Source organism: Roseivivax sp. GX 12232, from assembly GCF_021272185.1.
In the GTDB taxonomy this organism is placed as follows: Bacteria; Pseudomonadota; Alphaproteobacteria; order Rhodobacterales; family Rhodobacteraceae; genus Roseivivax.
Genome location: NZ_JAJSEC010000004.1, coordinates 38,389 through 60,901, shown reverse-complemented (window position 1 = coordinate 60,901; position 22,513 = coordinate 38,389). Strand labels below are relative to the sequence as shown.

Here is a 22,513-nt window from a genome sequence, read left to right as displayed (position 1 = left end):
GGCAAAATTCCCCCCAGAGGACCGAACACGAGGGCCCCGCCGATGGCATATGTGAAATGGACGCTGATCGCGCTCTTCTGGATCGTGACCCTGTCCTTCCTGCACTACACGCTGCCGCAGAACGACATCGTGCGGATCACCGACACCTACGAGAAGCGCCAGGACCTGGGCGCCAACGGGCTGTTCTGGGCCCGCGGCGAGACCGGAGGAGAGGTCCGCAGCAGCCGCGACGTCTTCTTCATCCAGACCCGCCGGGCGGGCGATGACATCATGGTCTACCGCAACGAGGACACCGGCTGGGGCTGGCCGCCCTACTTCAAGTTCAACAGCTCCAACCTGCAGGCCGAGGCGGCGGACCTGCGCTCCACCGGCGCTGAGCCGCGCTGGGTGGCGATCCGGCACTACGGCTGGCGGGCGGAGTTCCTGTCGATCTTTCCCAACGCCGTGGCGATCAAGCCGGTGGCGGGCCCCGAGGTGCAGATCCTGCCCTGGCGGGCGATCTTCACGCTGGTCGTTCTGGCGGCGGTCTTCTGGGCGATCTGGGTGCGCTGGCGGCGCTTCCGGCAGAACCGCATCGACCCGGTGATGTCGAGCATGGAGGACAGCCTCGACGAGGCCGCCCAGGGCCTGAGCCAGCGCCGCAAGCGCATGGGCAGCTGGCTGCGCGGACGCTGAGGCGCTTTCGGGGGCCAAACACGGCCCCGCCCCCAGCCCTCCCCTCCTGACTGCAACATTCCGGCACCGCCCGTCGCGCGCCGGCCCCCGGGGGTGAGGACAGCCCCGCGGCGGGCTGCTATCCTCGCCCCCGCGCCGCCGGGACGTGCGAGGGACCGCAACCCAAGATGCCCAATACCATCGCCTTTCTGATGCTCGGCCTGGTGCCGCTGGCCGCCGTCCTGGCGTTCCGGCTCCTGGCACCGGGACGGGCGCTCTTGGTGGTGATCCTGGGCGGCTACCTGCTGTTGCCGAGCCCGCCCACCGCCTTCGACCTGCCGCTGGTGCCGCCGCTCGACAAAAGTTCCCTGCCGGCGCTGATGAGCCTTCTGTGCCTCCTGGTCCTGCGCCCGCCCGAGGCGCGCGGCTTCTGGCCCGAGGCGCCGCTGGTGCGGCTGCTTCTGGGCCTCTACGTCACCGTGCCGCTGGCCACCGCGCTCACCAATGCCGACCCGGTCGCCTGGGGCAGCTACGAGCTGCCCGCGACCTCGCTGAAGGACGGGCTCGGCCTCTGCATCCAGAACGCGCTGACGGTCCTGCCTTTCCTGCTCGCGCGGCAGCACCTGGCCCGGGGCGGGGCGGCGCGCGACCTGGCGCTGGCGCTGGTGCTGGCAGGGCTGGCCTATGCGCCGCTGATGCTGGTCGAAGTGCCGCTTGGCCCCTTCCTGCACGAGGCGCTCTACGGCTTCTCGCAGGCCAGCCTCGAGCAGGCCGAGCGCGGCGAGACCTTCCGCCCGGTGGTCTTCCTGCAGCACGGGCTCTGGACCGCGTTTTTCGCGCTCATGGCCTGCGCCGCGGCCTGGACGCTCTGGCGTCACGAAAGCGGCAAGCGGCTGCGCTACCTCGGGGTCGGCCTCGGGCTGACGCTCCTGCTGGTGGCGATGAAATCCTTCGGTGCGCTGGCCATGGCGCTTCTGCTCCTGCCGCTGATCCTGCTGACCGGGCGACGCAGCCAGACGCTGGTCGCCGCCCTGGTGGCGGCGCTGAGCCTGACCTATCCGCTTCTGAAGACCGCCGACCTGGTGCCCGAGGAGCGGCTTCTGACCCGGATCGAACGCATCGACCCCGAGCGCGCCTTTTCGCTGGAGTTCCGCCTGGAGAACGAGGACCGGCTGTTTGATCGCGCGCTCGAACGGCCCGCCTTCGGTTGGGGCAGCTGGGGGCGCAACCACGTGATGAACGCGGGCACCGGCGAATGGCAGACGATCTCGGACGGGCGCTGGGTCATCACCCTGGGCGTCTTCGGCTGGGTCGGCTTCCTGGCCGAGTTCGGGCTGCTGATCTCGCCGATCCTGCTCTTGCTGGCCGGCGGCATCACCCGCGCGCCCGAACGGTTCTCGCCCTATGCGCCGCCCCTGGCGCTGCTGCTGGCCTTCAACACGCTCGACCTGATCCCCAATGCCACGCTGACGCCCCTGAGCTGGCTGATCGCCGGGGTGCTGCTCGCCCATGCCGAACGGCCCGAGCGGCGCGGCGCGCCCGCCGCCGCGCAGGGCAGTAGCGGGCCCGGGTTGCGCTGGAAGCCGATCCTGTGAGCGCCCCCACCCGCAGGCCGCGCGTCCTCGTCCTGGCCGAGGCCGCCAACCCCGAGTGGGTCTCGGTGCCGCTGGTCGGCTGGTCGCTGGCCCATGCGCTGCGCGATGTGGCCGAGGTGCACCTGGTGACGCAAGTGCGCAACCGCGCGGCGATCCTGAAGGCGGGCTACGTCGAGGGCCGCGACTTCACCGCGATCGACACCGAGGCGCTGGCCCGCCCTGCCCATCGCGCCGCCGAGATCCTGCGCATGGGCGAAGGCAAGGGCTGGACCATGGTGCAGGCGGCGCAGTCGCTTACCTACCCCTGGTTCGAGCGCAAGGTCTGGCAGCGCTTCGGCCCGGCGCTGGAGGCGGGCGACTACGACCTGGTGCACCGGGTCACGCCGCTCGCGCCCACAGCGCCATCGCCGCTGGCGGCGCGGCTGGCGCGGATCGGGGTGCCCTTCGTCCTCGGCCCGCTGAACGGCGGGGTGCCCTGGCCCGAGGGCTACGGCCACGTCCGCCGGGCCGAGCGCGAATGGCTGGGCTACCTGCGCGGGCTCTACAAGCGGATGCCGGGCCGGGGCGCCACCCTGCGCCACGCCAGCGCCATCCTCGCGGGCTCGCGCTTCACCGCGGCGGAAATCCCCGCGGCGCATCACCACAAGGTGCTCTGGCTGCCCGAGAACGCGGTCGATCCGGCGCGTTTCCCGCGCCGGCCGGCGCGGGTACCGGGCCCGGAGCCCGAGCCCCTGCGCGCGGTCTTCGTCGGCCGACTGGTGGCGCTCAAGGGCGTCGACATGCTGCTCGAGGCGGCGCGCGGGCCGCTGTCAGACGGGCGGCTCCACCTCGAGATCATCGGCGACGGGCCCGAGATGGCGCGGCTCACGGCGCAGGCCGCGCCCTTCGGCGATGCGGTGCGTTTCGCGGGCTGGCTGCCCCATGCCGAGGTGCAGGGACGGCTCGCCGAGGCGGACCTTTTGGCCTTCCCCTCGATCCGCGACTTTGGCGGCGGCGTCGTGCTCGAGGCCATGGCCATGGGCCGGGCGCCGCTCGTGGTGGATTACGCCGGGCCGGGCGAGCTGGTCACGCCCGAGACCGGCTACAAGGTGCCGATCCTGCCGCCCGACCGGCTGGTGCCCGCGCTCTCCGAGGCGCTGGACGAGATTCTCGCCGACCCCGCGGGCTGCCGCGCCCGGGGCGCCCGCGCCGCCGACCTGGTGGCAAGCCGCTTTACCTGGGCCGCGAAGGCCGAACAGGTCGCGCGGGTCTACGACTGGGTGCTCTCGGGCCGGGCGACGCCAGCGCCGGCGCTTCTGGGCGGGCCGCTGGCGGCATGAGCGACGGCGTCTCAGTCCCGCCCGCGCAGGGCCAGGGCGCGGCGCGCCTCTCCGGGCAGGATCGCCGCGCAACGCGCGTAGCGCGGGGCGAGCCGCCGCGGCGCGCCGAGCATCCGCCAGAGCCATTCGAGCGACAGCATCCGCAAGAGCCGCGGCGCCCGGCGCTGACCGCCCGCCAGGAAGTCGAGCCCCGCGCCGACCGAGACGAAGCCAAGCTCGGGCACCAGCGCGCGGCCCCGTGCGGCGAGCCGCTCCTGCTTGGGCGCGCCAAGCGCCAGGAACACCAGCCGCGCGCCCGAGGCCCGCATCCGCAAAAGCGCGGCCTCGGCCTCGGGGCTGTCGGGGTCGAAGCCCATGGGCGGGGCCTCGGCAAAGACCAGTTGCAGCCCGGGCAGCTCCTCGGCGAGCCGCGCGCGCACCTGGTCGAGCACCACCTGGCTGCTGCCGAAAAGCCCCAGCGGCGCGCCCTCCGCCACGGCCATCCGCGCCAGCGGCAGCACCGCGTCCGAGCCCGGCACCAGCGCCACGCGGCGCCCGGCGAGCCGCGCCAGCCAGGCCACCGGGTGGCCGTCCGCCGTCACCAGCTCGTGGCGCGCATAGGCGGCGCGGAAGCTCGCGTCGCTGCGCAGTTTCACCATGTGGTCGAGGTTCAGCGTGGCCACGGCAAAGCCCTCGCCCGCCGCGAGCCGCCCGGCCACGGCGCGCTTCAGCGCGGCCATGTCGCGGATCGTCAGCGCGACGCGGGTCCCGGCGTAGTCAAAGGACATCTCGCGGCTCATGGCCCCGTGCCTAGCATGGCCCCCGCCCCTGCGGGAGGCGGAAAGCGCGCGCGGCGTAAAGACCCGCCCCCGCCCGTGACCGGCCTGCCGCGCGGCCCCCGCCGATCGCATCGCCCGCCCCTTGAAGACTTCCCGAGACCCGCATGAAACGCATCGCCTATCTCACCGGCCATTACCCCCGTGCCTCGCATACCTTCATCGAGCGCGAGGTCGCAGCCCTGCGGGCGCTGGGGCACGAGGTGCTGACCTGCTCGGTCCGCCGCACCCCGCGCGCCGAGCTCTCCGGCCCCGCGCAGGAGGCCGAACAGGCCAAGACCTGGCACCTGCTGGAGGCCGCCCGCCGCCCGGCGGAGCTGATCGGCGCCCATGCCAATGCCCTGCGTCACCACCCGCGCCGCTGGCTGCGCGCCCTGCGGCTTGCGCTCAAGACCGCGCCCGAGGGCCCGCGCGCGCATCTGCGCCAGCTCTTCTATTTCGCCGAGGCCGCCGTGCTGGCCCGCCACCTCACCGCCCAAGGTGTCGCGCATCTGCACAACCACCTGGCCTCGCAATCGCTGAACGTCACCATGCTGGCCGCCGAACTGGCCGAGCTGCCCTACAGCTACACGATCCACGGGCCCGACACCTTCTTCGAGGCTCCGCGCTGGCACCTCGGCACCAAGACCCGGCATGCGGCCTTCGTGGCCTGCATTTCAGATTTCGCGCGCTCCCAGCTCATGTGTTTCACCGATCCCGAGGACTGGCCAAAGCTCCGGATCGTGCATTGCGGCGTGATCCCCGAAGACTACCGCGGCGGCGCGTTTGCCGGGCGGAACCTCTTGTTCGTCGGGCGGCTCGTGGGGCTGAAGGGGCCGCGCCTGCTGCTCGAGGCGCTGGCGCGGCTCGCCGAGGCGCATCCCGAAGCGCGGCTGACCTATCTCGGCGACGGGCCGGACCGCGCCGCGCTTGAGGCGCGGGTCGCCGCGCTGGGGCTCAAGGACCGCGTCACCTTCCTCGGCTACCAGCCGCCCGAGCGGGTAGCGGAAGAGCTCTCGCGCACCGACCTCTTGTGCCTGCCGAGCTTCGCCGAGGGCGTGCCGGTGGTGCTGATGGAGGCCATGGCCGCAGAACGCGCGGTGCTCTCGACCCGGATCGCGGGCATCCCCGAGCTGATCGAGGACGGCGTCTCGGGCCGGCTGGTGCCGCCGGGCAACCTCGAGGCGCTGACCGAGGCGCTGGGGCAGATGCTCTCCGACCCCGAGGGCGCCCGCGCCATGGGCCGGGCCGCCCGCGCCAAGGTCGAAGCGGAGTTCGACGTGCGCCGCTCGGCCCGCCAGCTCTCGGCGCTCTTCGAGGCGGGACCGTGAGCGCGCTCGACATCGTGCTGATCGGGCGCAACGAGGCCCGCCGCCTGCCCGCCACCCTCGCCGCGGCCAAGGCCACCGGCGCGCGGATGGTCTATGTCGATTCGGGCTCGACCGACGGCAGCCCCGCGCTGGCCGAGGCGGCGGGCGCGCGGGTGGTGCCGCTGGACCCGGACCGGCCCTTCACCGCCGCGCGCGCCCGCAACGCCGGGGCCGCCGCGCTGGAAGACCCCGCGCCGCTTTTGATGTTCCTCGACGGCGACTGCCTGCTGGTGCCCGGCTGGACCGAGGCCGCGCGGGAGTTCCTCGCGGCACATCCCGGCCACGCGCTCATCACCGGCTGGGCCCGGGAGGAGGCGCCCGAGGCCTCGATCTACAACCGGCTGATCGACTGGGAATGGCGCGCCCCGGCAGGGCGGATCACCAGCTGCACCGGCAACCTCATGCTGCGCCGCGCGGCGTTCGACGCGGTGGGCGGCTTCGACCCCATGCTCATCGCCTCGGAGGAGGAGGACCTCTGCCTGCGGCTTCTGGCGAAGGGTCACGCGCTGGAGCGGCTGCCCCGCGAGATGGTCACCCATGACGCGGGCATGACGCGGCTGTCCGAGTGGTGGCGGCGCACCGAACGGGCCGGGCACGGGCTGGCGCAGCTTGCCGCGAAACACCCCGGCGCGCGGCGTGCCGAGCGGCTCCGCGCCTGGGTCTACGGCGGCGCGCTGCCGCTGGTGTTTTTGGCGGGGCTTCTGGTCGCTCCGCCGCTGGCGCTGCTGCCGCCGCTCGCCTGGGGCCTGAGCACCTGGCGCGGCTACCGCAGCCTGCGCAGCGACGGCGTGCCGCCCGAAGACGCGCGCGGCTTCGCGGCGCTGTTCACCCTGGCAAAACTGCCGGGCCTCCAGGGCATGTTGCGCTACCATCTGCGCCGGGCGACGGGCCGGCGGCTGGGGCTGATCGAATACCGCGGCCCGGGCTGACACCGGGCCGAGGCTTTGCGCCCGGGTGGTCAACAATCCCCGCGATTTGACCCAACTTTGGACAGAATTTACCGCTTTAACCGTGCATATCCGCCGGGAAACGGCCAGACTGGCAGGCAATTCGATGCAGGGAACCGATCGCATGACGGCGCGCGCGACGCGCCTCGAGCCCCCCCGCCGCAGGGTGGAGGGCAGGCGATGACGCGCGACCGCAACATCCGGCAGCAGAAGAGCGCGGCGCCGCAGGAGGCCCCCGAGGAAACGCGGGAGGCCGAGGGCCGCGAGAGCGAAGCCCCCCAGCCCCGCCGCCGCACCTTCCGCCGCCGCAATTCGCCCGCCCGGCAGAGCCCCGAGGAAAGCGCCCCCGTCACCCCGCGCCGCGTGGCTCCGCCATCTGCGCGGGCGGAGGAGGCCGAGGACCTGACGGCGCCTGCGGGTGAGTGCACTGAGCGGGACGAGATGCGCGACGGAGCGGATACCTGGGTGAGCGATGATGACGCCGTGGCGCAGGGCGCACCGGAGGCCAACGACCAGCCCGTGCACGGGTCGGAGCCTGCCCCTGTCGATTCGGAGACCACGCCCGCCACGGAGCCCGCCCCAATCGACCCTCCGCGCGCGGCCCCAGCGGCACACCCGACCGAAGCACATCACGACACGCCGCCCGTCGACACCCCGCCCGCCGACGCGCCCTCCGCAGCGAAGACCGCCGCCCCCTCCCGCCCCGACTTGGGCGAGCGGGACAGCGCCGCCGCGGATCGGCTCTGGGCGCGGCTCCAGCCATTCGCCCTCGACGAGCGCATGCTCGACCGCAACCGGATCATCACCGCGAGCCGCTACGACCCGGCCTATTCCTCCTTCGACGTGCTGCGCACCCGGCTCCTCCAGGCCCTGAGCGAGCGCGGCTGGACCCGCGTCGCGATCACCTCGCCGACCCAGGGCTGCGGCAAGACCTTCACCGCCGCAAATCTCGCCATCAGCCTGGCGCGGCAGGAGAACTGCCGGACGATCCTCTTCGACACCGACCTGCGGAACCCCTCGCTGGGCAAGGTCTTCGGGCTGCGCGGCACCGGGGTGATCGGCAACATGTTCCGCGGCCAGGTGACGCCGGCGGACCACCTGCGCCGGGTCGGGCCGAACGCGATCCACGCGGGCCACAACCTCGCCGTGGGGTTCAACGAGGCGCCCGAGACCTATGCCTCGGAGCTCCTGCAGGACCCGCGCACCGCGCGGACGCTGGCCACGATCGAAGAGAACTACGACCCCGACGTGATGCTTTTCGACATGCCGCCGGCGCTTTACGGCGACGACGTGATCGCCATGCGGCCCTGCCTCGACGCGGTGATCCTGGTGGTCGGCGGCGGGCTGACGACCGAGCGCGAGATCCGCGAGGTGGAGCGCCGCCTCGGGACCGAGACGCCGCTTCTGGGCGTGGTGATGAACCGGGCCGAGGGCTCCTCGGCGCGGAAATACAGCTACTGAAGCGGGCGGGGATTTCGGGGCGCGCTGTGAGCTGTCGCGCGCGCCCAAGCCCGGACTCTCGCTTTTCCAGAGACAACGAAATGCGGGCCGCCACCCCCTTCGCCTTCAGGCTAGGCGAACCGGCAAACCCGCCCTCTCAGCCCCACACGCGCCGCGGCAGGAACCGGCCCCAGAAGCCCGGATCCGACAGCCGGCTGCCGAAGAACTGCAGCCCCGCCAGCACCGCCGCGGCGAGCCCGGCAAGCCCCGCCAGAACGCCGATGCGCCGTCCCCAGCCGGGGCGGCGGCGGTCGACCACGGGCACGCTGATCACCGGGGTGATGCCGAGCCGCCGTTCAAGTTGGGCGGCGCTGCGGATCGCGGGATTGAACAGCTCCAGCGCGTAGGCCAGCCCCAGCGCCAGCGCGCCGCTCAGGACCGCGCCGATCAGCGCGATCGACTTGCGGCTGCGCGAGAAGGATTCGTCCGGCGGCACCGCGCGTTCCAGCACCGTCAGCCGGTCCGACTGGTCCTGCGCCTCGAGCACCTGGTCGAGCTCGGCGTCGGCGCGCTGGCGCACCACGGTGCTGTATTGCTCCTGCAGGTTGCTGATCCGCCGCTCGATCACCGCGAGGTCGCGGGCCACTTCCGGGGCGCGGGCGATGGCGGCGTCGATCTCGGCGATGCGCGCCTCGATCAGCGCCTTCTGCTCCTCGAGCAGGGAAATCTCGCGGTCGCGCACGGTGTCGCGCTGGCGGGTCACGGTGCTTTCCAGCTCGGCGATGTCGCGGTCGATGTTGAAGGCGGTCTCCTCCAGCGCGCCGCGCTGGCCGCGCAAGACGCTGACCGCGCCGGGCAGGCTCTGGTCGTATTCGCGGCGGAACTCGGCCAGCTCAGCCTCGGCCTCGGCGATGGCGCCTTCGAGCCGCGCGGTCTCCTCGTCGAAGAAGGCCAGCGCGTCTGCGGCGCGCGACAGGCTTTGCCGCCGGGCCTCGTCGATGCCCGCCATCATCACCCGGTTGGCCAGTTCGGCGGTGCGCTCGGGATCGTCGGTCGTCGCCTCGATGATCAGCGCGAAAGGCGCGATCCGGGGCTGGCCGATGCGGTCGTCGGCGACCTCGGAAACCTCGATCGAAGCACGCATGACGGCCAGCTTCGAGCTGCGGTTCAGGGGCTCGGCCTCGGGGTCGTCGGGGGTGAACATGCCGATCTCGTCGCCGATGGTCAGCAGCGTGTCCGAGGCGGTCATGCGCTGCTTGATCAGCTCGATCCGGCGCACCGATTCCGCGCCCATGTCGGCGCCGTCCTCGGCGGCCTGGATGCGCGCGCCCTCGACCTGCACCACCGCGGTGGCGAGATAGAGCTTCTGCTGGCCCAGCGCGAAAAGCACCGAGAGCACGCAGCCCAGCACGATGACGATGGCCATGGCGGGCGCACGGCGCCTGAGCGCCGCGAAGACTTCTTCGGGGGTCTGAAACTGCAACATCTACCTATTACTCCCGCAAAGAGGCCCCCAATGCGCAAGTCCGCGAAACCGCCGCGCGGCGGTCACGCTTCCGCCACAATGTACGGGCGCTGCCCGATTATTGCCACGTTTGTCCGCGCCTTGGACGGAAACAGAGCGTCCCGCATTCGGAAATTCCTGCCACATTTCGCCTTTCCACGCGCTCAGGCCGCCGTCAGGGCAGAGAGCGACAGGCAGAGCCCGTCGCCGGTCCACTGGCTGACCGGGATCGCCTGGCCGCGCGCGAAGGGCGGCACCGGGCGGGCAAAGCGCAGCGCCCGGGCACCGGCGTCGTAACGCAGTCCGTCGAAGCCGAAAAGCGTGCGCGACAGCGGGTATTGCGCCTTGTAGGCGGCCTCCTTCGCCGAGAAGAGCTGCCGCCCGGCCAGCCTGCGGTCGGGGCCGACGCCCGCCAGCTCCGCCTCCGAGCCGATCTCGGGCAGGAGGTCCTCGGGCAAGGGGTCGTAGGGTTCGATGTCGACGCCCAGCGCGGCGAAACCCTCGGTGCGGGCGACCACGGCGATACAGGCCGCCGCGCAATGCGAGACGCTGCCGACGAAGCCCTCGGGCCAGACCGGAGAGCGGTCCTCGGCCATGGGAATCGCCACCGGCGGATGGCCCAGCGCGGCCAGCGCCCGGCGCGCGGCGCGGCGGCCCCCGGCGAACTCGGAGCGGCGCCCGGCCACGGCGCGGGCCACGGCGGCCTCCTCGACTGGGTAGAGCCCGCGCGCCTCGGGGTCGGGCGCGCAGATCGCCACCGCGACGCCACGGGGCCAGGCCGCGCCGAGCCCGGCGATCATCCTCTCGAGCGCCGCCGCCGCCACGCCCTCAGCCCCCCGCCCGTGCGCGCATGGCGCGGCGTTTGACCATGGCCGCGCGCCGCGCCTCGGCGCGGGCGTTGCGCGGCGGGCTGGCGGGCTCGGCGCCGGCTGCGGCGGGAGTGGTGGCAGCTGCCTCGGGCGCATCGCCCCGCAGCTCGGCCACCCGCCCCGCCATGGCCCCGAGCGTCGGGAAGCGGAAGACATCGGTGATCGCGAAGCCCGTGACGCCGAAGCGCTCCCGCACCGCGCGGAAAAGCTCGACCGCCAGCAGCGAATGCCCCCCGAGGGCGAAGAAATTGTCGCCGCCGGTGACCCGCGCGACGCCGAGGATGCCGGACCAGACCTCGCCCAGCTCGCCCAGCGTGGCGGGATCGGCGCGGCCCGGGCCGGAGGCGCCCGAAGCGGCGCGCCGGGCCGGGGCCTCCGGCACAGGTGCCGAAAGAACCGGCGCGGGCGGCTCCGGCAGCCGCGCCCGGTCGACCTTCTTGTTGGGGGTGAGCGGCAGCGCCTCCAGCGTCACGATCCGCGCGGGCACCATATGGGCGGGCAGCCGTTCGGCAAGCCAGGCCTTGGCGGCGGCCTCTTCGCCCGGCGCGCCGGTGACATAGGCCAGGAGCCGGTCGTCGCGCACCGTGGCGGCGGCCTGACGCACGCCGGGCAGCGCCTCGAGCCGGGCCTCGACCTCGCCCAGTTCCAGCCGCATCCCGCGCAGCTTCACCTGCCCGTCGGCGCGGCCCAGGAACTCGAGCCAGCCGTCGGCGCGGCGCAGGACCAGGTCGCCGGTGCGATACATCCGCCCGCCCGCGAAGGGATCGGGGCGAAAGCGCGCCTCGGTCAGCTCGGGCCGCTGCCAGTAGCCGCGCGCCACGCCCGCCCCGCCGATCCAGAGCTCGCCCGGCTGGCCCAGCGCGCAGGGCGCACCCTCGGGGTCGAGCACGTAGAGCCGTGTATTGGCGACCGGCGGGCCGATGGGCACGACGCCCGAGGTCACCCGGGCCGGGCCCGCGGCGGACCAGATCGTCGTCTCGGTCGGGCCGTACATGTTGGTGACCCGCGCCTCGGTGACCTCGCCCAGGGCCGCGACCAGCGGGCCGGGCAGCGCCTCCCCGCCGAGGAAGATCTGCCGCAGGTCCCGCAGCGCCGCCCGGGCGCCCTCGTCGGCCAGCATCAGCCGCATGAGCGAGGGCGTGCACTGCAGATGCGTGACCCCGTGCCGGCGGATCTGGGCCGCGACGGAGAAGTCGTCCTCGGCGGGCAGGTCCGGGCCCGAGACCCGGGCGACCACCTCGGCCAGGGGCTTCAGCCCTTCCAAGATCTGCTCCGGCGCGATGCCGTAGTCGATCAGGCAGGCGACCTCGTCGACGCCGATGGCCTGCAGCTCGGCCACCCGCGCCTCGGCGTCCTCCACCGTGCCGAAGAGGCCCGATTCCGAGAAATACCGCTCGAAGGCATGGTCGAGGATCGCCTCCAGCTCCTCCTCCGACAGGCTGCCGAGGTCGAGCTGCATGGGGTTGGTCACGCCTTGCGGTTTCTTGAAGGCCGGGAAGGCCCAGGCGTATTGCTTGATCAGCGCGGCGGCCGAGCGCAGGTAGTCCTTCATCGGCTCGCGGGCGGTCTCGCGCGCCTCCTCGCGGCTGGGCGCGAGGTAGCTGTGCAGCATCAGCACCACCTCGCCGGTCTTGGGATCGTGCCCCGCCTCGGCGCGGGCCTGGCGGTAGAGCGCGATCTTCTCGCCCACCTCGGCGATGCTCTGGCCCAGGAGATGGGTCAGCACGTTGGCCCCGAGCCGCCCGGCCTCTTTCCAGGTCTCGGGGTTGCCCGCCGTGGTGATCCAGAGCGGCAGCTCGCGGCTGACCGGGCGGGGCTGGGTCACCACCTCGTGCAGGCTGCCGTCGGCGCGCGGGAAGCCCACCGCCTCGCCGCGCCAGAGCCGGCGGATCTGGTCGATCGCCTCGAGCATGGCGCGCTTGTTGTCGGGCGGCGCGTTCTCGGGGCGCAGGATGAAATCGTCGGGCTGCCAGCCCGAAGCGATGGCGAGCCCCGCGCGCCCGTCGGTGAGGTTGTCGATCACGGCCCAGTCCTCGGCCACCCGGGCAGGATGGTGCAGCGGCGCCACGCAGGAGCCCGCGCGCACCCCGATCCGGCTGGTCACGCCCGCCACCGCCGCGCCGGTCACCGCGGGGTTGGGATAGGGCCCGCCGAAGGCGTGGAAGTGCCGCTCGGGCGTCCAGACCGCGCGGAAGCCATGGGCATCGGCGAATTTCGCGCCTTCCAGCAGGGTGCGGTATTTCTCGCGCCCCGCGCCGTCGTCATTGCCCCAGTAGAACAGCGACAGCGCCATGCCGCTGGCCCGGCGCGGCCCCGAGGAGACGCCGCTGGCCACCTCTTCGGAGGCCATGATCACCCTGTAGCCGCGGGAGACCGCGTAGAAGAGCTCGAGCACCGAGATGTCGAAATTTAGGCTGGTCACGGCAAGCCAGGTGCCGCCCGGATCGGGCACCACCGCGTCCATGGCGGTGAAGAAATTGGCCACCTGCGCGTGTTCGACCATGACGCCCTTGGGGGTGCCGGTGGAGCCGGAGGTATAGATCAGATAGGCCAGCGCGCCGGGCTCCGGGCCAGGCTCGGGCCGGGTCGCGGCGGCGGCATAGAGCCGGGGCTCGATGTCGAGCCGGATCTCGCGCGCGGCGTGGCGCGGCAGGGCGCGCGCGACGGCGCTTTCGGTCAGCACCACTGACGCGCCGCTGTCCGAGAGGTAATGCGCCTGCCGCTCGGCGGGATAGCCGGGGTCCACCGGCAGATAAGCCGCCCCCGCCTTGAGGACGCCCAGCGCGGCGGCCAGGAGCCGCGGCCCCCGCGCCAGGTGCAAGGCGACCACGCTTTCGGGGCCCGCGCCTTCCTCGCGCAAAAGATGCGCGATGCGGTTGGCCATCTGGTCGAGGTCGGCGTAGCTCAGCGCCTGGTCCTCGTGCACCACGGCCTCGGCCCCGGGGGTGGCGGCGGCCTGCGCCTCGAACCGATCGAGCATCGTGCGGTCGGTCGGCGGCACCTCAGTGGCGTTCCAGGTCTCGAGCGTGAGCCGCCGCTCGGCCTCGGTCAGAAGCGGCGCCTCGGCGAGCGGCCCGGTGTGGGTCACCAGCGCGCCCAGCCGGGCGGCGACAAGGCGCGCGGCCTCCTCGGTCAGAGCGGCGCTGTCGTAGTGCAGAAGCGTGACATCGCCGGTCTCAAGCGTGATGAGCGCGCCGGGCAGCGGACCCGCCCCTTCGCTGAGCGCCAGCGCGGGCAGCTCCAGCGGGGCCGCGCCGGGCAGCCGAAGCGGCAGGTCGCGGGCCATGGGGCCGGTCTTGCGGGCCGCCGCGCAGGCCGTGGCGACGCGGGCGCGCAGGTCTTCGGACTGGCCTTGGGTGTCGAGCAGAACGGGCATCCAGGGCAGCGCCAGCCCGCTCTGTGCCCGCGCGCGGCTCTCAGGCGTCAGAAGCGCGATGTCGGTGCGCTCCCCTTGGGCCAGCCGCGCGGCCAGGAGGCCCAGCGCCTCGGGCGGCAGTTCCACCGGGAAGGAACGGGTCTCCTCGCCCGGCGTCCCGAAGCCCGGCAGCCGCGCCGGCGCATAACCCGGCAGCCGCGCGCGCCACTGCGCCTCGCCGCGCGCGAGGTCCGAAAGGTCGTCCTCGGGCGGCGCGGGCAGGAGCGCACCGACCTCGGGCAGCGCGGCCCCGGGCGCAAGCGGCACCAGCTCCGACAGGACCAGCGCGCCCGCCCCGGTGGCCAGCGTCAGCCCGGCATCCTCGCGCGCGAGCACCCGGCCCGGGGTCCTGTCCTGGCCCTCGGTCAGCGCGGCCTCCCGCGCGGCGCCGATGGCGAAAAGCCCCTGCCCGGTCCAGAGCTTCGGCAGCGCCAGCGGGTTGGGATAGGGCCCGTGATCGAGCGCCCGGACCAGCCGCTCCAGCGCGCGGGCGGGCTGCGCGGGGTCGAGCGTGCCGTGATGCGCGGGCCGGGCGGCCAGGCCGAAGTAGCTGCGCCCGCTCTCGGGCTGCGGCATCGCCTCGGGCGCGCCCGCCTCGAGCGCGGCGATCACCGCGTCGAAGCTGTCGAGCGCCGCGGCGAAACACTTGGTGTTGAGCGTCAGCGCGCTGTCCTCGGGGGTGATCTCCACCCCGCGCTGGACCAGGATGGCGCCGCGGTCGACGCCGCTCTCGAGCATGTGCCAGGTGATCCCGTGGCGGGTCTCGCCGTTCAGGAGCGCCCAGACCGGCGCGTTCAGCCCGGCATAGGCCGGAAGCGGCCCGTCGTGGAAGTTCACCCCGCCCTTGCGGCCCAACGCCAGCACCGCCTCGGGCAGCAGGTCGAGGTTCGCCACGCTCAAGAGCCAGTCGGCGGCATGGGGCGCCAGCCGCTCGGCGAGGCCCGGGCCCGGGGCGAGGGTGGGCAGGTTCAGCGTGCCGGCCCAGGCGGTGACCTCCGCGTTGCGGGTCACGCAGGCGGTGATCGCATGGCCCGCGGAGAGAAGCTTGGCGCCCGCCTCGCGGGTCAGCCGGTCGTTGCCGATCAGTATGGCGGAAAAACTCATGACTCACTCCTGCACCGAGACGGCACGACGGGCGGGGGCGAGGCCCCCGGCGCGCCGCGCAGCATCCGACCCAAGCCGTGCCGCAGGGTGCGGCGGAAGGTGCCCGGCGGGTCGAGCCGGGGCGCCCCGAAGATCCGGCGGGTCTTCCAGACCAGAAGCCCCGCGAGCCGCGCCAGGGTCGCAAGCGCCGCGTAGCCGCGCCCGTGGCAGCGCTCGAAATAGCGCCAGCGGCTGTCGAACCAGTAGTCCGGCACCGCGCGCCAGGTCTTCATGCCGGTCGAGACCGAGCCGATGTGCTCCACCCGGCTGGCGGGCAGAAAGGCCGCCTGCCAGCCCGCGCGGGCGGCGCGGTGGAAAAGCTCGGTTTCCTCGAAATAAAGGAAGAACCCCTCGTCGAAGAGGCCGACCTCCTCCAGCACCTCCTGCCGGAAGAGCGCCGAGGCCCCGGCGAACCAATCCGGGCGGCGCGGGCGCGACAGGTCCGAGAGCGGCACCCGGTAGCGCCAGAGGAGCCGCGAGATCGGCCCGGTCCGCGCGCATTGCTCGAACTCCGAGGCCAGCCCCGGGAAGCGGAAGGCGGTGGCATGGCAGGGGTCGTCGTCGCTATAGAGCTGCGAGCCCGCCATGCCGACATCAGGATGGGCGTTCAGGTGATCGACCAGCACCCGCAGGGCCTCCGGCTCGGGGAAGGCGTCGGAGTTCAGCAGGTAGACCGCATCGGGGCGCTGCCCGTCGGCGCGCCCGGCGCGGATGCCGACGTTGTTGCCCGCCCCGTAGCCGCCGTTCCGGCCCGATTGCACGACCCGCACGGGCACCGGCCAGTCGCGCCCGGCGACCCTGGCGCGCAGGGCCTCTTCCGAGCCGTCGCCGCTGTCGTTGTCGACCACCACGATCTCGGCATCGAGACCGTCGAGCGCCGCGGCCAGCGCCTCCAGCGCGCGCCCCGTCATCTCGGCGCTCCGCCAGTTCAGGAGCACCGCGAGGAGCCGTTCGACCCGGGCGCTCATTCGGCGGCCTCGGTCGGGCGGAAGGGCAGGACCGCGCTTTCGGGGCTGCCGCGCTCGGCCTCCTGCAGAACCCGGCGCAGGGCCTGGGCCAGCACCCGCACGTTGGGCTCCAGGACCATGCTGTCGTGATCGCCCGGCACCTCGATGACCTCGAGATCCGAGAGGTGCCCGCCCCAGTCATTGTCATGGGTCAGATAGGCGCGTTCGTCGTTCACGAGCCGCCCGCCCGCGACCCGCCACTTGGCCCGCAGCGGCGGCCGGAAAAGCGCCACCCGCCCGGCGTAGCGCGCGGGCTCGTAGCGCGCCACGGCGCCCAGGAAGGCGGCCTCGATCTCGAGGTTGTGGAAGGCCTCGGCCATCTCGGTGGCGCCGCGCGCGCGGCGTTTCTCGATCTCCCAGCGGATCCGGTTGCGGGCCCAGACCAGCGGGTAGCCGAGGCCCTTGCGGCGCGCCTCCTGCAGCTGGATCACCGCCCGGTCGACCGCCAGCAGCGGACGCTTCTGCGGCAGCGGGGTGTCGAGCATGGCGACCAGCGCCACGGCGTCGCCAAGCGCCTCGAGTTGGCGGGCGATCTCGAAGGCGGTGATGCCGCCGCCCGAGAAGCCGCCGACCAGATAGGGGCCCTCGGGCTGGATGCGCTTCATCTCGGCGATGTAGTCGCGGGCGGCCTCCTCGATGGTCTCATGCGGGGCCTCGTCGCCGTAGAGCCCCTTGGCCTGGAGCCCGTAGAAGGGCCGGTCGCGGCCCAAGAGAAGCGCGAGATGGCGCAGGTTCAGCACGTTGCCGAACATGCCCGCGACCAGGAAGAAGGGCCGCCGGGGGCCCGGTTCGCCCTCGTGCATGGGCACGACATGGGCAAAGCGCCGCTCGGGGCGGGTCAGCGCCGGGCGCGCGGCCTCGCTGCCCGCGGGCTGGTCGGAGAGACCCGCCTTCTCGGCGATCAGTGCGGCGCATTGACGGATCGTCGGCGCCTCGAAGAGGACCGAGATCGGGAAGTCGACGCGGTAGGTCTTCTTGACCATGGAGAAGAGCCGCACGGCGATCAGGCTGTGCCCGCCGAGGTCGAAGAAACTGTCGTCCACGCCGACGTTGCGCACGCCCAGGAGGTCTTCCCAGAAGCCCGCGAGGCGCTTTTCGATGTCGGTCTCGGGGGCGGCGAAATCGCCGTCGAGCTCGGGGCGGTCGAAGCTCTGGGCGGTGCTTTCCGGGGTCGCCGCCAGCGCCGCCTGGCGGCGCAGCGCCTCGACCGGCACCGGGCTCACCGCAACCACCCGCGCGCCGCTGGCCATGGCGCGGGCGAAGGCCTCGGCGCCTTCCTCGGGGCGGATGCCCTGCGAGAGGTTGTGCTGCAGAAGCGTCTCGCCGGGCGAGAGCGGCTGGGCCGCGCCGCCCTCGGCGCCCTCGATCTCGGCGGGGGTGGGCGCGCGGGCCTGGCCCAGCGCCGCGGGGTCGTCGAGCCGCCGGATCGCGAAGCCGTGGATCTCGATCACCACGGTGCCATCGGGGGCCGCGAGGGTGACGTCGAAACTGGCGCTCTCGCGGCTGGTCTCGCCGCCGGCGCTGGGACGCACCCAGCTCAGGAGCCGGTTCGGCAGCGGCCCCCAGATGCGCGCCCGCCCGTAGGAGATCGGCGCCCAGAGGTGGCGCGCCTCGTAGCCCTCGATCAGCTCCATCGCCCAGCCGGTGGCGATGTCGAACAGCGCGGGATGAATGAGGCAGTCGTCGCCCTCCCCCACCTCGGGCAGGGCCAACTCGGCGAGCCCTTCCCGGGCGGTGAGGCTGCGCGACACAAGACTGCGCCAGCGCGGGCCGAAGGCCAGGTGCCGCTCCTGCCCGGTGGTGAGGCTCAGGCCCGGCGCCGCGCGCTCGGGCGCGGGCAAGCGGGCGCGGATCGCCTCGGGGTCGATGCGTGGCGCGGGGCCCAGCGCGGACAGCGCGATCTCGGCCTCGGCGAAGCGCAAGAGCCCCTCGCGGCCCTGGGCGCGGGCGGCATGCAGCAGCTCGAGCGTATAGCCCGCCTCGGTGCGGGTGAGCCGCAGGGTGACCTCGCGCGGGGTCTCCTCCGAGACGGTCAGCGGCCGCAGGAAGGCCAGGTCGCGGATCTCGAAGGCGCGGTCCTCGCCGGCCTCGGCCAGCGCATGGGCGGCCAGGGTGACGCAGGCCGAGCCGGGCAGCAGCGCCAGCCCCGCCCGGGTGCGGTGTTCGTCGATCACCCAGTCGGCGGTGGTGAAGCGGCTGCGGAAGACGCGCCGCCCCTCGGCGTCGAAGCCCATGCTGTCCAGAAGCGGGCGGGTCACCGGTTCCTCGGGCGCGGGCGGCGCCTCGCCGATCCGGCGGGCAAGCGCCTCGGCGGCCATGCCGGCCTCGGCCCAGATGCCCCAGTTCAGCGCCACGACCCGGGTGCGCCCGCCCGCGCGCGCCTGCGCCAGGGCGTTGAGGTATTCATTGGCGGCGACGTAATCGAGCTGCCCCGCCGCCGCGGCCATGGTCGAGACCGAGGAGAAGAGCGCGATCCAGTCGGTGCTGCCATCGGGGAACAGCCGGTCGATCACATCGGCGCCGTGCAGCTTCGGCGCCAGCGTGTCCTCGACGTCCGCGGGGCCGAGCCCGAGGAAAGGCTGGTCCGACAGCCGGCCCGCCGCGTGGATCACCCCGGTGATCCGGCCAAAGCGCGCCTCGGCCCTTTCGCAGAGCGCGCGCATGGCTTCGAGGTTGGTGACATCGACGGCCTCGGCCATGACCTCGGCGCCCGCCGCCTCGAGCGCCTCGACATGGGCGATGGCGCGGCTGACGGGATCGTGGGGCGCGTGGCGGCGGCGGTATTCGGCCCAGTCCGCGCGCGGAGGCAGCGCGCTGCGCGACGCCAGGATCAGCCGCACGCCCGGGGCGGCCGCCGCGCGGGCGAGCGTCCGGGCGATACCGCCGAAGCCGCCGGTGATGAGCAGCGTGCCGGTGAGCGGCGGGGCCCCGGTCTCCTCACCGGCCTCGGGCGCGGGCAGCGGCAGCGGGTTCAGCCCGCGCTCAAAACGGCGGCCGCCGCGCAGGGCGGCCTCGCGCGGGGCGGGCGGGCAGATCAGCTCTTCGGTGACCTGGCGGGCGAGCCCCTCCCAGGCGGCCTCGGTCCCCCGGTCGGCCCGGGCGAAGAGCCCGCGCCGGGGCGTCTCGGGCAGCACCACGTCGAGCGCGGCGAAGCTCAAGCCCGGCACCTCGCGCGGGATCACCCGCAGCGGCCCCGCGATCAGCGCCTTGGCGGGATGGGCCAGCGGCGCGTCGCACAGCGCCGCCGCGCCCGAGGTCACCACGTCCAGATGCAGGCCGGTCAGCCCCTCGTCGACCAGCGCCTGGGCGAGGAAGAGCAGTGAGTAGAACCCCTGTTCCTGCAGCCGGTGGAAGAAGCTGGAGCCGGGGCGGTGGCCCTCTTCGGCGGTGACCAGCCAGAAATGCGCGATCCGCCCGGGCGAGAGCCCGCGCGCGTCGAGATCGGCCAGGAGCAGGTCGTAGCCCTCGCGCCCGCGCTCGGGCGCCAGGGCATAGCGGTCCTCGGAGAGCCGCGCGAAGGTGTCGCCGGGGCGCACCTCGATGACCCGGTGCCCGGCGGCACGCAGCGGCGCCATGGCGCGTTCGGCCAGCCCCGCGGCATCGGCGAAGACCAGCCAGGTCTGCGGTTCAAGCAGCCCCAGGTCATGCTCCACGTCGACCGGCACTTCGGCGGCGCGCGGCCGCCAGACCGGCACCGCGCCCCAGTCGGCCATGTCGTCGCTGCGCGCGGGGTAACGGTCGGCGGTGTCGCTGGCGGCATGGCCCGGCGCGATGAAATAGGGCGCGTGCTGGAAGGCGTAGCTCGGCAGCGGCAGGCGCAACCGGCGCGCCTCGCCCCAGACCTGGTCCCAGTCGACCGCGACGCCCAGCGCCCAGAGCCGGCCCAGCACCTCGTGGAAGTGGCGGTCGTCGGCGATGACGTCCTGCGGGTGGCGCAGGCTCGAGACCACCCGGTTGGCGCCGATCTGCGGTTGCTGCCGCGCGAGCGCGCCCAGCGCATGGCCCGGCCCGACCTCGAGCAGCACGCGGTTCTCGGGCTCGGCGAGCCGCGCCAGCCCGTCCGCGAAGCGCACGGTATGGCGCAGGTGGGCGACCCAGTAATCGGGATCCGTCGCCTCTTCGGCGGTCAGCCAGTCGCCGCTGCGGTTCGACATGATCGGGATTTCCGGCGGCCGCAGGTCGAGCCCGGCCAGGTAGTCGCGGAAGGCCGGCAGGATCGGGTCGAGCATCCGGCTGTGCGCGGCGATGTCGATGCCGATGCGCTGGCTCTCGATGCCTTCGCCTGCGAGCCGCTCGGCCAGGGCCTCGAGCGCCGCCTCGGGGCCGGTCGCCACGGTGAGCTGCGCGCCGTTGACCGAGGCGATGTCGAGCTCCTCGCCGAGATACGGCAACAGCACCGCCTCGGAGAGCGGCACCGAAAGCATCCCCCCGCGTGGCACCGTGTCGAAGAGCGCGCCGCGCAGATGCACGAGGCCGATGGCCTCCTCGAAGCGCATGACGCCGGCCAGGCAGGCCGCCGCGTTCTCGCCCATGGAATGGCCGATCAGCGCCGCGGGCGTCACCCCCCAGCTTTCCCAGAGCCGCGCCAGGGCGATCTCGGTCACCAGGATCAGCGGCAGCTGCACCGAGGGCTTCAGGAGCCGCGCCTCGGCCTCGGCGCCCGGGGCGGCCAGCCAGTCGGCGCGCGGGTCGCCGCCGGTCAGCCCGGCGAGGTGGTCGAGCCCGCGGTCCATCCATTCGGCAAAGACCGGTTCGGTCTCGTAGAGGCCCTTGGCCATCTGCGGGTATTGCGCCCCGCCGCCGGGCAGCAGGAAGGCCACGTCCGGGGCGCTCAGCGCGCGGTGGGTGAAGACCCGGCGCGGGTCGCCGCGCTCGAGCATTTCGGCGGCCTCGGCTGGGGTCTCGGCCACGACCACGCGGCGTTCGGCGAAAGCGGCGCGGCCCTCCTTCAGGGTATAGGCGACATCGGCCAGCTCGGCCTCGGGATGGGCCTTCAGCCAGCCCGCGAGCCGGGCGGCATTGCCCTCGAGCGCGGTCTTCTTCCGGGCCGAAAGCGTGAGGATCTGGAAGGGAAACTCCGGCGCCTCCGAGGGCGCGCGGGCGGGCGCCTCCTCGAGGATCAGATGCGCGTTGGTGCCGCCGACGCCCAGCGAATTGACCCCGGCGCGGCGCGGCTGGCCCGGCTGGCGCGCGGCCTCGGGCCAGGGCGTCAGCCGGTCGTTCACCCGGAAGGGCGAGCCCGCGAAGTCGATCGCCGGGTTCGGCGCCTCGTAGCCGAGGCTCGGCGGGATCTCGGCGTGGTGCAGCGACAGCGAGGCCTTGATCAGGCTCGCCACCCCCGCCGCGGTATCGAGATGCCCGATGTTGGTCTTGACCGAGCCGATGCGGCAGAAGCCGCTGTCCTCGGTGGTCTCGCGGAAGGCCTGGGTCAGGGCCGCCACCTCGATCGGATCGCCGAGGTAGGTGCCGGTGCCGTGGCATTCCACGTAGCCGATGCTGCGCGCATCGACATCGGCGATGGCCTGCGCCTCGGAGATCGCCGCCGCCTGGCCGCCGACCGAGGGCGCGAGGTAGCCCGCCTTGTCGGCGCCGTCATTGTTGACCGCGCTGCCCTTGATCACCGCCCAGACATGGTCGCCGTCGGCCAGCGCATCGGCGAGCCGGCGCAGCACCACCACGCCCGCGCCCGAGCCGAAGACCGTGCCGGCGGCGCGGTGGTCGAAGGCATGGCATTCCCCGTCGGGCGAGAGGATCTCGTTCTCCTTGTAGAGATAGCCGCGCCCCTGCGGCAGCTCGATGGTGACCCCGCCCGCCAGCGCCATGTCGCATTCGCCCGCCAGCAGTGCCTGGGCGGCGTAATGGGTGGCGACAAGCGAGGTCGAACAGGCGGTCTGCAGGCTGAGCGAGGGGCCCTTGAGGTCGAAGACATGGCTCGCGCGGGTGGTCAGGAAGTCCTTGTCGTTGCCGGTATGGCGCAGAAGGAACATGCCGGTCTGGTCGACCAGCTCGGGGTTCGAGCAGATGTTGAAGTAGAAATAGCTGCCCATGCCGCAGCCGCCGTAGACGCCGACGGCGCCGGGAAAGCCCCGGGGCACATGGCCCGCGTTCTCCATCGCCTCCCAGGCCACCTCGAGGAAGCGGCGGTGCTGGGGATCGAGGATCGCCGCCTCTTTCGGCGAGAAGCCGAAGAACTCCGCGTCGAACATCTCGAAGCCGTCGAGCGGCGCGGCAAAGGGGACGTAGTCGCGGCGGCGGATCATGCCGGGGGCCTCGCCGGCCTCGCGCAGCTCCTCCTCGCTCAGACGCCGGATCGCCGAGAGCCCGGCGCGCAGGTTCTGCCAATAGGCCTCGACGCTGGCCGCGCCGGGCAGATGCGCCGCCATGCCTACTATGGCAATATCCGTCGCGCCGGTCTCGGGGGTCTCCGCCGGGTCCAACATGGCCAATCCTGCTTAA

At 73.3% G+C, this 22,513-nt stretch carries 12 protein-coding genes; 6 read left to right on the top strand and 6 right to left on the bottom strand.

Going from position 1 to position 22,513, the window contains the following annotated elements:
* The first annotated feature begins 42 nt into the window (after positions 1–42).
* From LR948_RS08695 to LR948_RS08685, 3 genes are all read left to right on the top strand, one after another.
* On the top strand, positions 43–675 hold the full coding sequence (locus LR948_RS08695) for a DUF1523 family protein (RefSeq protein ID WP_232753613.1): 633 nt from the start codon (positions 43–45) through the stop codon (positions 673–675).
* Positions 676–842: 167 nt separating this feature from the next.
* Positions 843–2,249: a hypothetical protein gene (locus tag LR948_RS08690; protein WP_232753612.1), complete on the top strand. Its 1,407-nt coding sequence runs from the start codon at positions 843–845 to the stop codon at positions 2,247–2,249.
* On the top strand, positions 2,246–3,568 hold the full coding sequence (locus LR948_RS08685; protein ID WP_232753611.1) for a glycosyltransferase family 4 protein: 1,323 nt from the start codon (positions 2,246–2,248) through the stop codon (positions 3,566–3,568). Before LR948_RS08690 ends, LR948_RS08685 begins: the two co-directional genes overlap by 4 nt.
* Positions 3,569–3,579: 11 nt before the next feature.
* Here the strand turns inward: LR948_RS08685 and LR948_RS08680 are convergent, their stop codons facing one another.
* Positions 3,580–4,347 (bottom strand): WecB/TagA/CpsF family glycosyltransferase, encoded by a 768-nt coding sequence (locus LR948_RS08680; protein WP_232753610.1) that lies wholly within the window; start codon positions 4,345–4,347, stop codon positions 3,580–3,582.
* 143 nt (positions 4,348–4,490) lie between these two features.
* On the opposite strand from LR948_RS08680, the gene LR948_RS08675 reads away from it, so the two are divergent.
* The 3 genes from LR948_RS08675 to LR948_RS08665 all read left to right on the top strand — a co-directional run bounded on the left by LR948_RS08675 (position 4,491) and on the right by LR948_RS08665 (position 8,140).
* Positions 4,491–5,693: a glycosyltransferase gene (locus LR948_RS08675; RefSeq protein WP_232753609.1), complete on the top strand. Its 1,203-nt coding sequence runs from the start codon at positions 4,491–4,493 to the stop codon at positions 5,691–5,693.
* Positions 5,690–6,661: a glycosyltransferase family 2 protein gene (locus LR948_RS08670; protein ID WP_232753608.1), complete on the top strand. Its 972-nt coding sequence runs from the start codon at positions 5,690–5,692 to the stop codon at positions 6,659–6,661. Before LR948_RS08675 ends, LR948_RS08670 begins: the two co-directional genes overlap by 4 nt.
* A 198-nt stretch (positions 6,662–6,859) precedes the next feature.
* Positions 6,860–8,140, top strand: coding sequence for a CpsD/CapB family tyrosine-protein kinase (locus LR948_RS08665; protein WP_232753607.1), 1,281 nt, complete (start codon positions 6,860–6,862; stop codon positions 8,138–8,140).
* Between the two features lie 136 nt (positions 8,141–8,276).
* Here LR948_RS08665 and LR948_RS08660 read toward each other — a convergent pair whose 3' ends face one another.
* The 5 genes from LR948_RS08660 to LR948_RS08640 form a co-directional block, all read right to left on the bottom strand.
* Positions 8,277–9,605: a chain-length determining protein gene (locus LR948_RS08660; protein ID WP_232753606.1), complete on the bottom strand. Its 1,329-nt coding sequence runs from the start codon at positions 9,603–9,605 to the stop codon at positions 8,277–8,279.
* A gap of 182 nt (positions 9,606–9,787) precedes the next feature.
* Positions 9,788–10,447, bottom strand: coding sequence for a 4'-phosphopantetheinyl transferase superfamily protein (locus LR948_RS08655; RefSeq protein ID WP_232753605.1), 660 nt, complete (start codon positions 10,445–10,447; stop codon positions 9,788–9,790).
* Positions 10,448–10,451: 4 nt separating this feature from the next.
* The gene (locus LR948_RS08650) at positions 10,452–15,011 is read right to left on the bottom strand and encodes a MupA/Atu3671 family FMN-dependent luciferase-like monooxygenase (RefSeq protein WP_232753604.1); all 4,560 of its coding nucleotides are present in this window, start codon (positions 15,009–15,011) and stop codon (positions 10,452–10,454) included.
* Positions 15,008–16,018: a glycosyltransferase family 2 protein gene (locus LR948_RS08645; RefSeq protein ID WP_232753603.1), complete on the bottom strand. Its 1,011-nt coding sequence runs from the start codon at positions 16,016–16,018 to the stop codon at positions 15,008–15,010. Before LR948_RS08645 ends, LR948_RS08650 begins: the two co-directional genes overlap by 4 nt.
* Entirely contained in the window at positions 16,015–22,497 is a 6,483-nt protein-coding gene (locus LR948_RS08640) for a type I polyketide synthase (protein ID WP_232753602.1), read from the bottom strand. The genes LR948_RS08645 and LR948_RS08640 overlap by 4 nt, the downstream gene beginning before the upstream one ends.
* Positions 22,498–22,513: the final 16 nt, after the last annotated feature.

Coding starts and splice junctions, on each gene's coding strand:
- LR948_RS08695 (WP_232753613.1), top strand. CDS start 43: ATGGCATATGTGAAATGGACGCTGATCGCGCTCTTCTGGATCGTGACC.
- LR948_RS08690 (WP_232753612.1), top strand. CDS start 843: ATGCCCAATACCATCGCCTTTCTGATGCTCGGCCTGGTGCCGCTGGCC.
- LR948_RS08680 (WP_232753610.1), bottom strand. CDS start 4,347: ATGAGCCGCGAGATGTCCTTTGACTACGCCGGGACCCGCGTCGCGCTG.
- LR948_RS08675 (WP_232753609.1), top strand. CDS start 4,491: ATGAAACGCATCGCCTATCTCACCGGCCATTACCCCCGTGCCTCGCAT.
- LR948_RS08665 (WP_232753607.1), top strand. CDS start 6,860: ATGACGCGCGACCGCAACATCCGGCAGCAGAAGAGCGCGGCGCCGCAG.
- LR948_RS08660 (WP_232753606.1), bottom strand. CDS start 9,605: ATGTTGCAGTTTCAGACCCCCGAAGAAGTCTTCGCGGCGCTCAGGCGC.
- LR948_RS08650 (WP_232753604.1), bottom strand. CDS start 15,011: ATGAGTTTTTCCGCCATACTGATCGGCAACGACCGGCTGACCCGCGAG.
- LR948_RS08645 (WP_232753603.1), bottom strand. CDS start 16,018: ATGAGCGCCCGGGTCGAACGGCTCCTCGCGGTGCTCCTGAACTGGCGG.
- LR948_RS08640 (WP_232753602.1), bottom strand. CDS start 22,497: ATGTTGGACCCGGCGGAGACCCCCGAGACCGGCGCGACGGATATTGCC.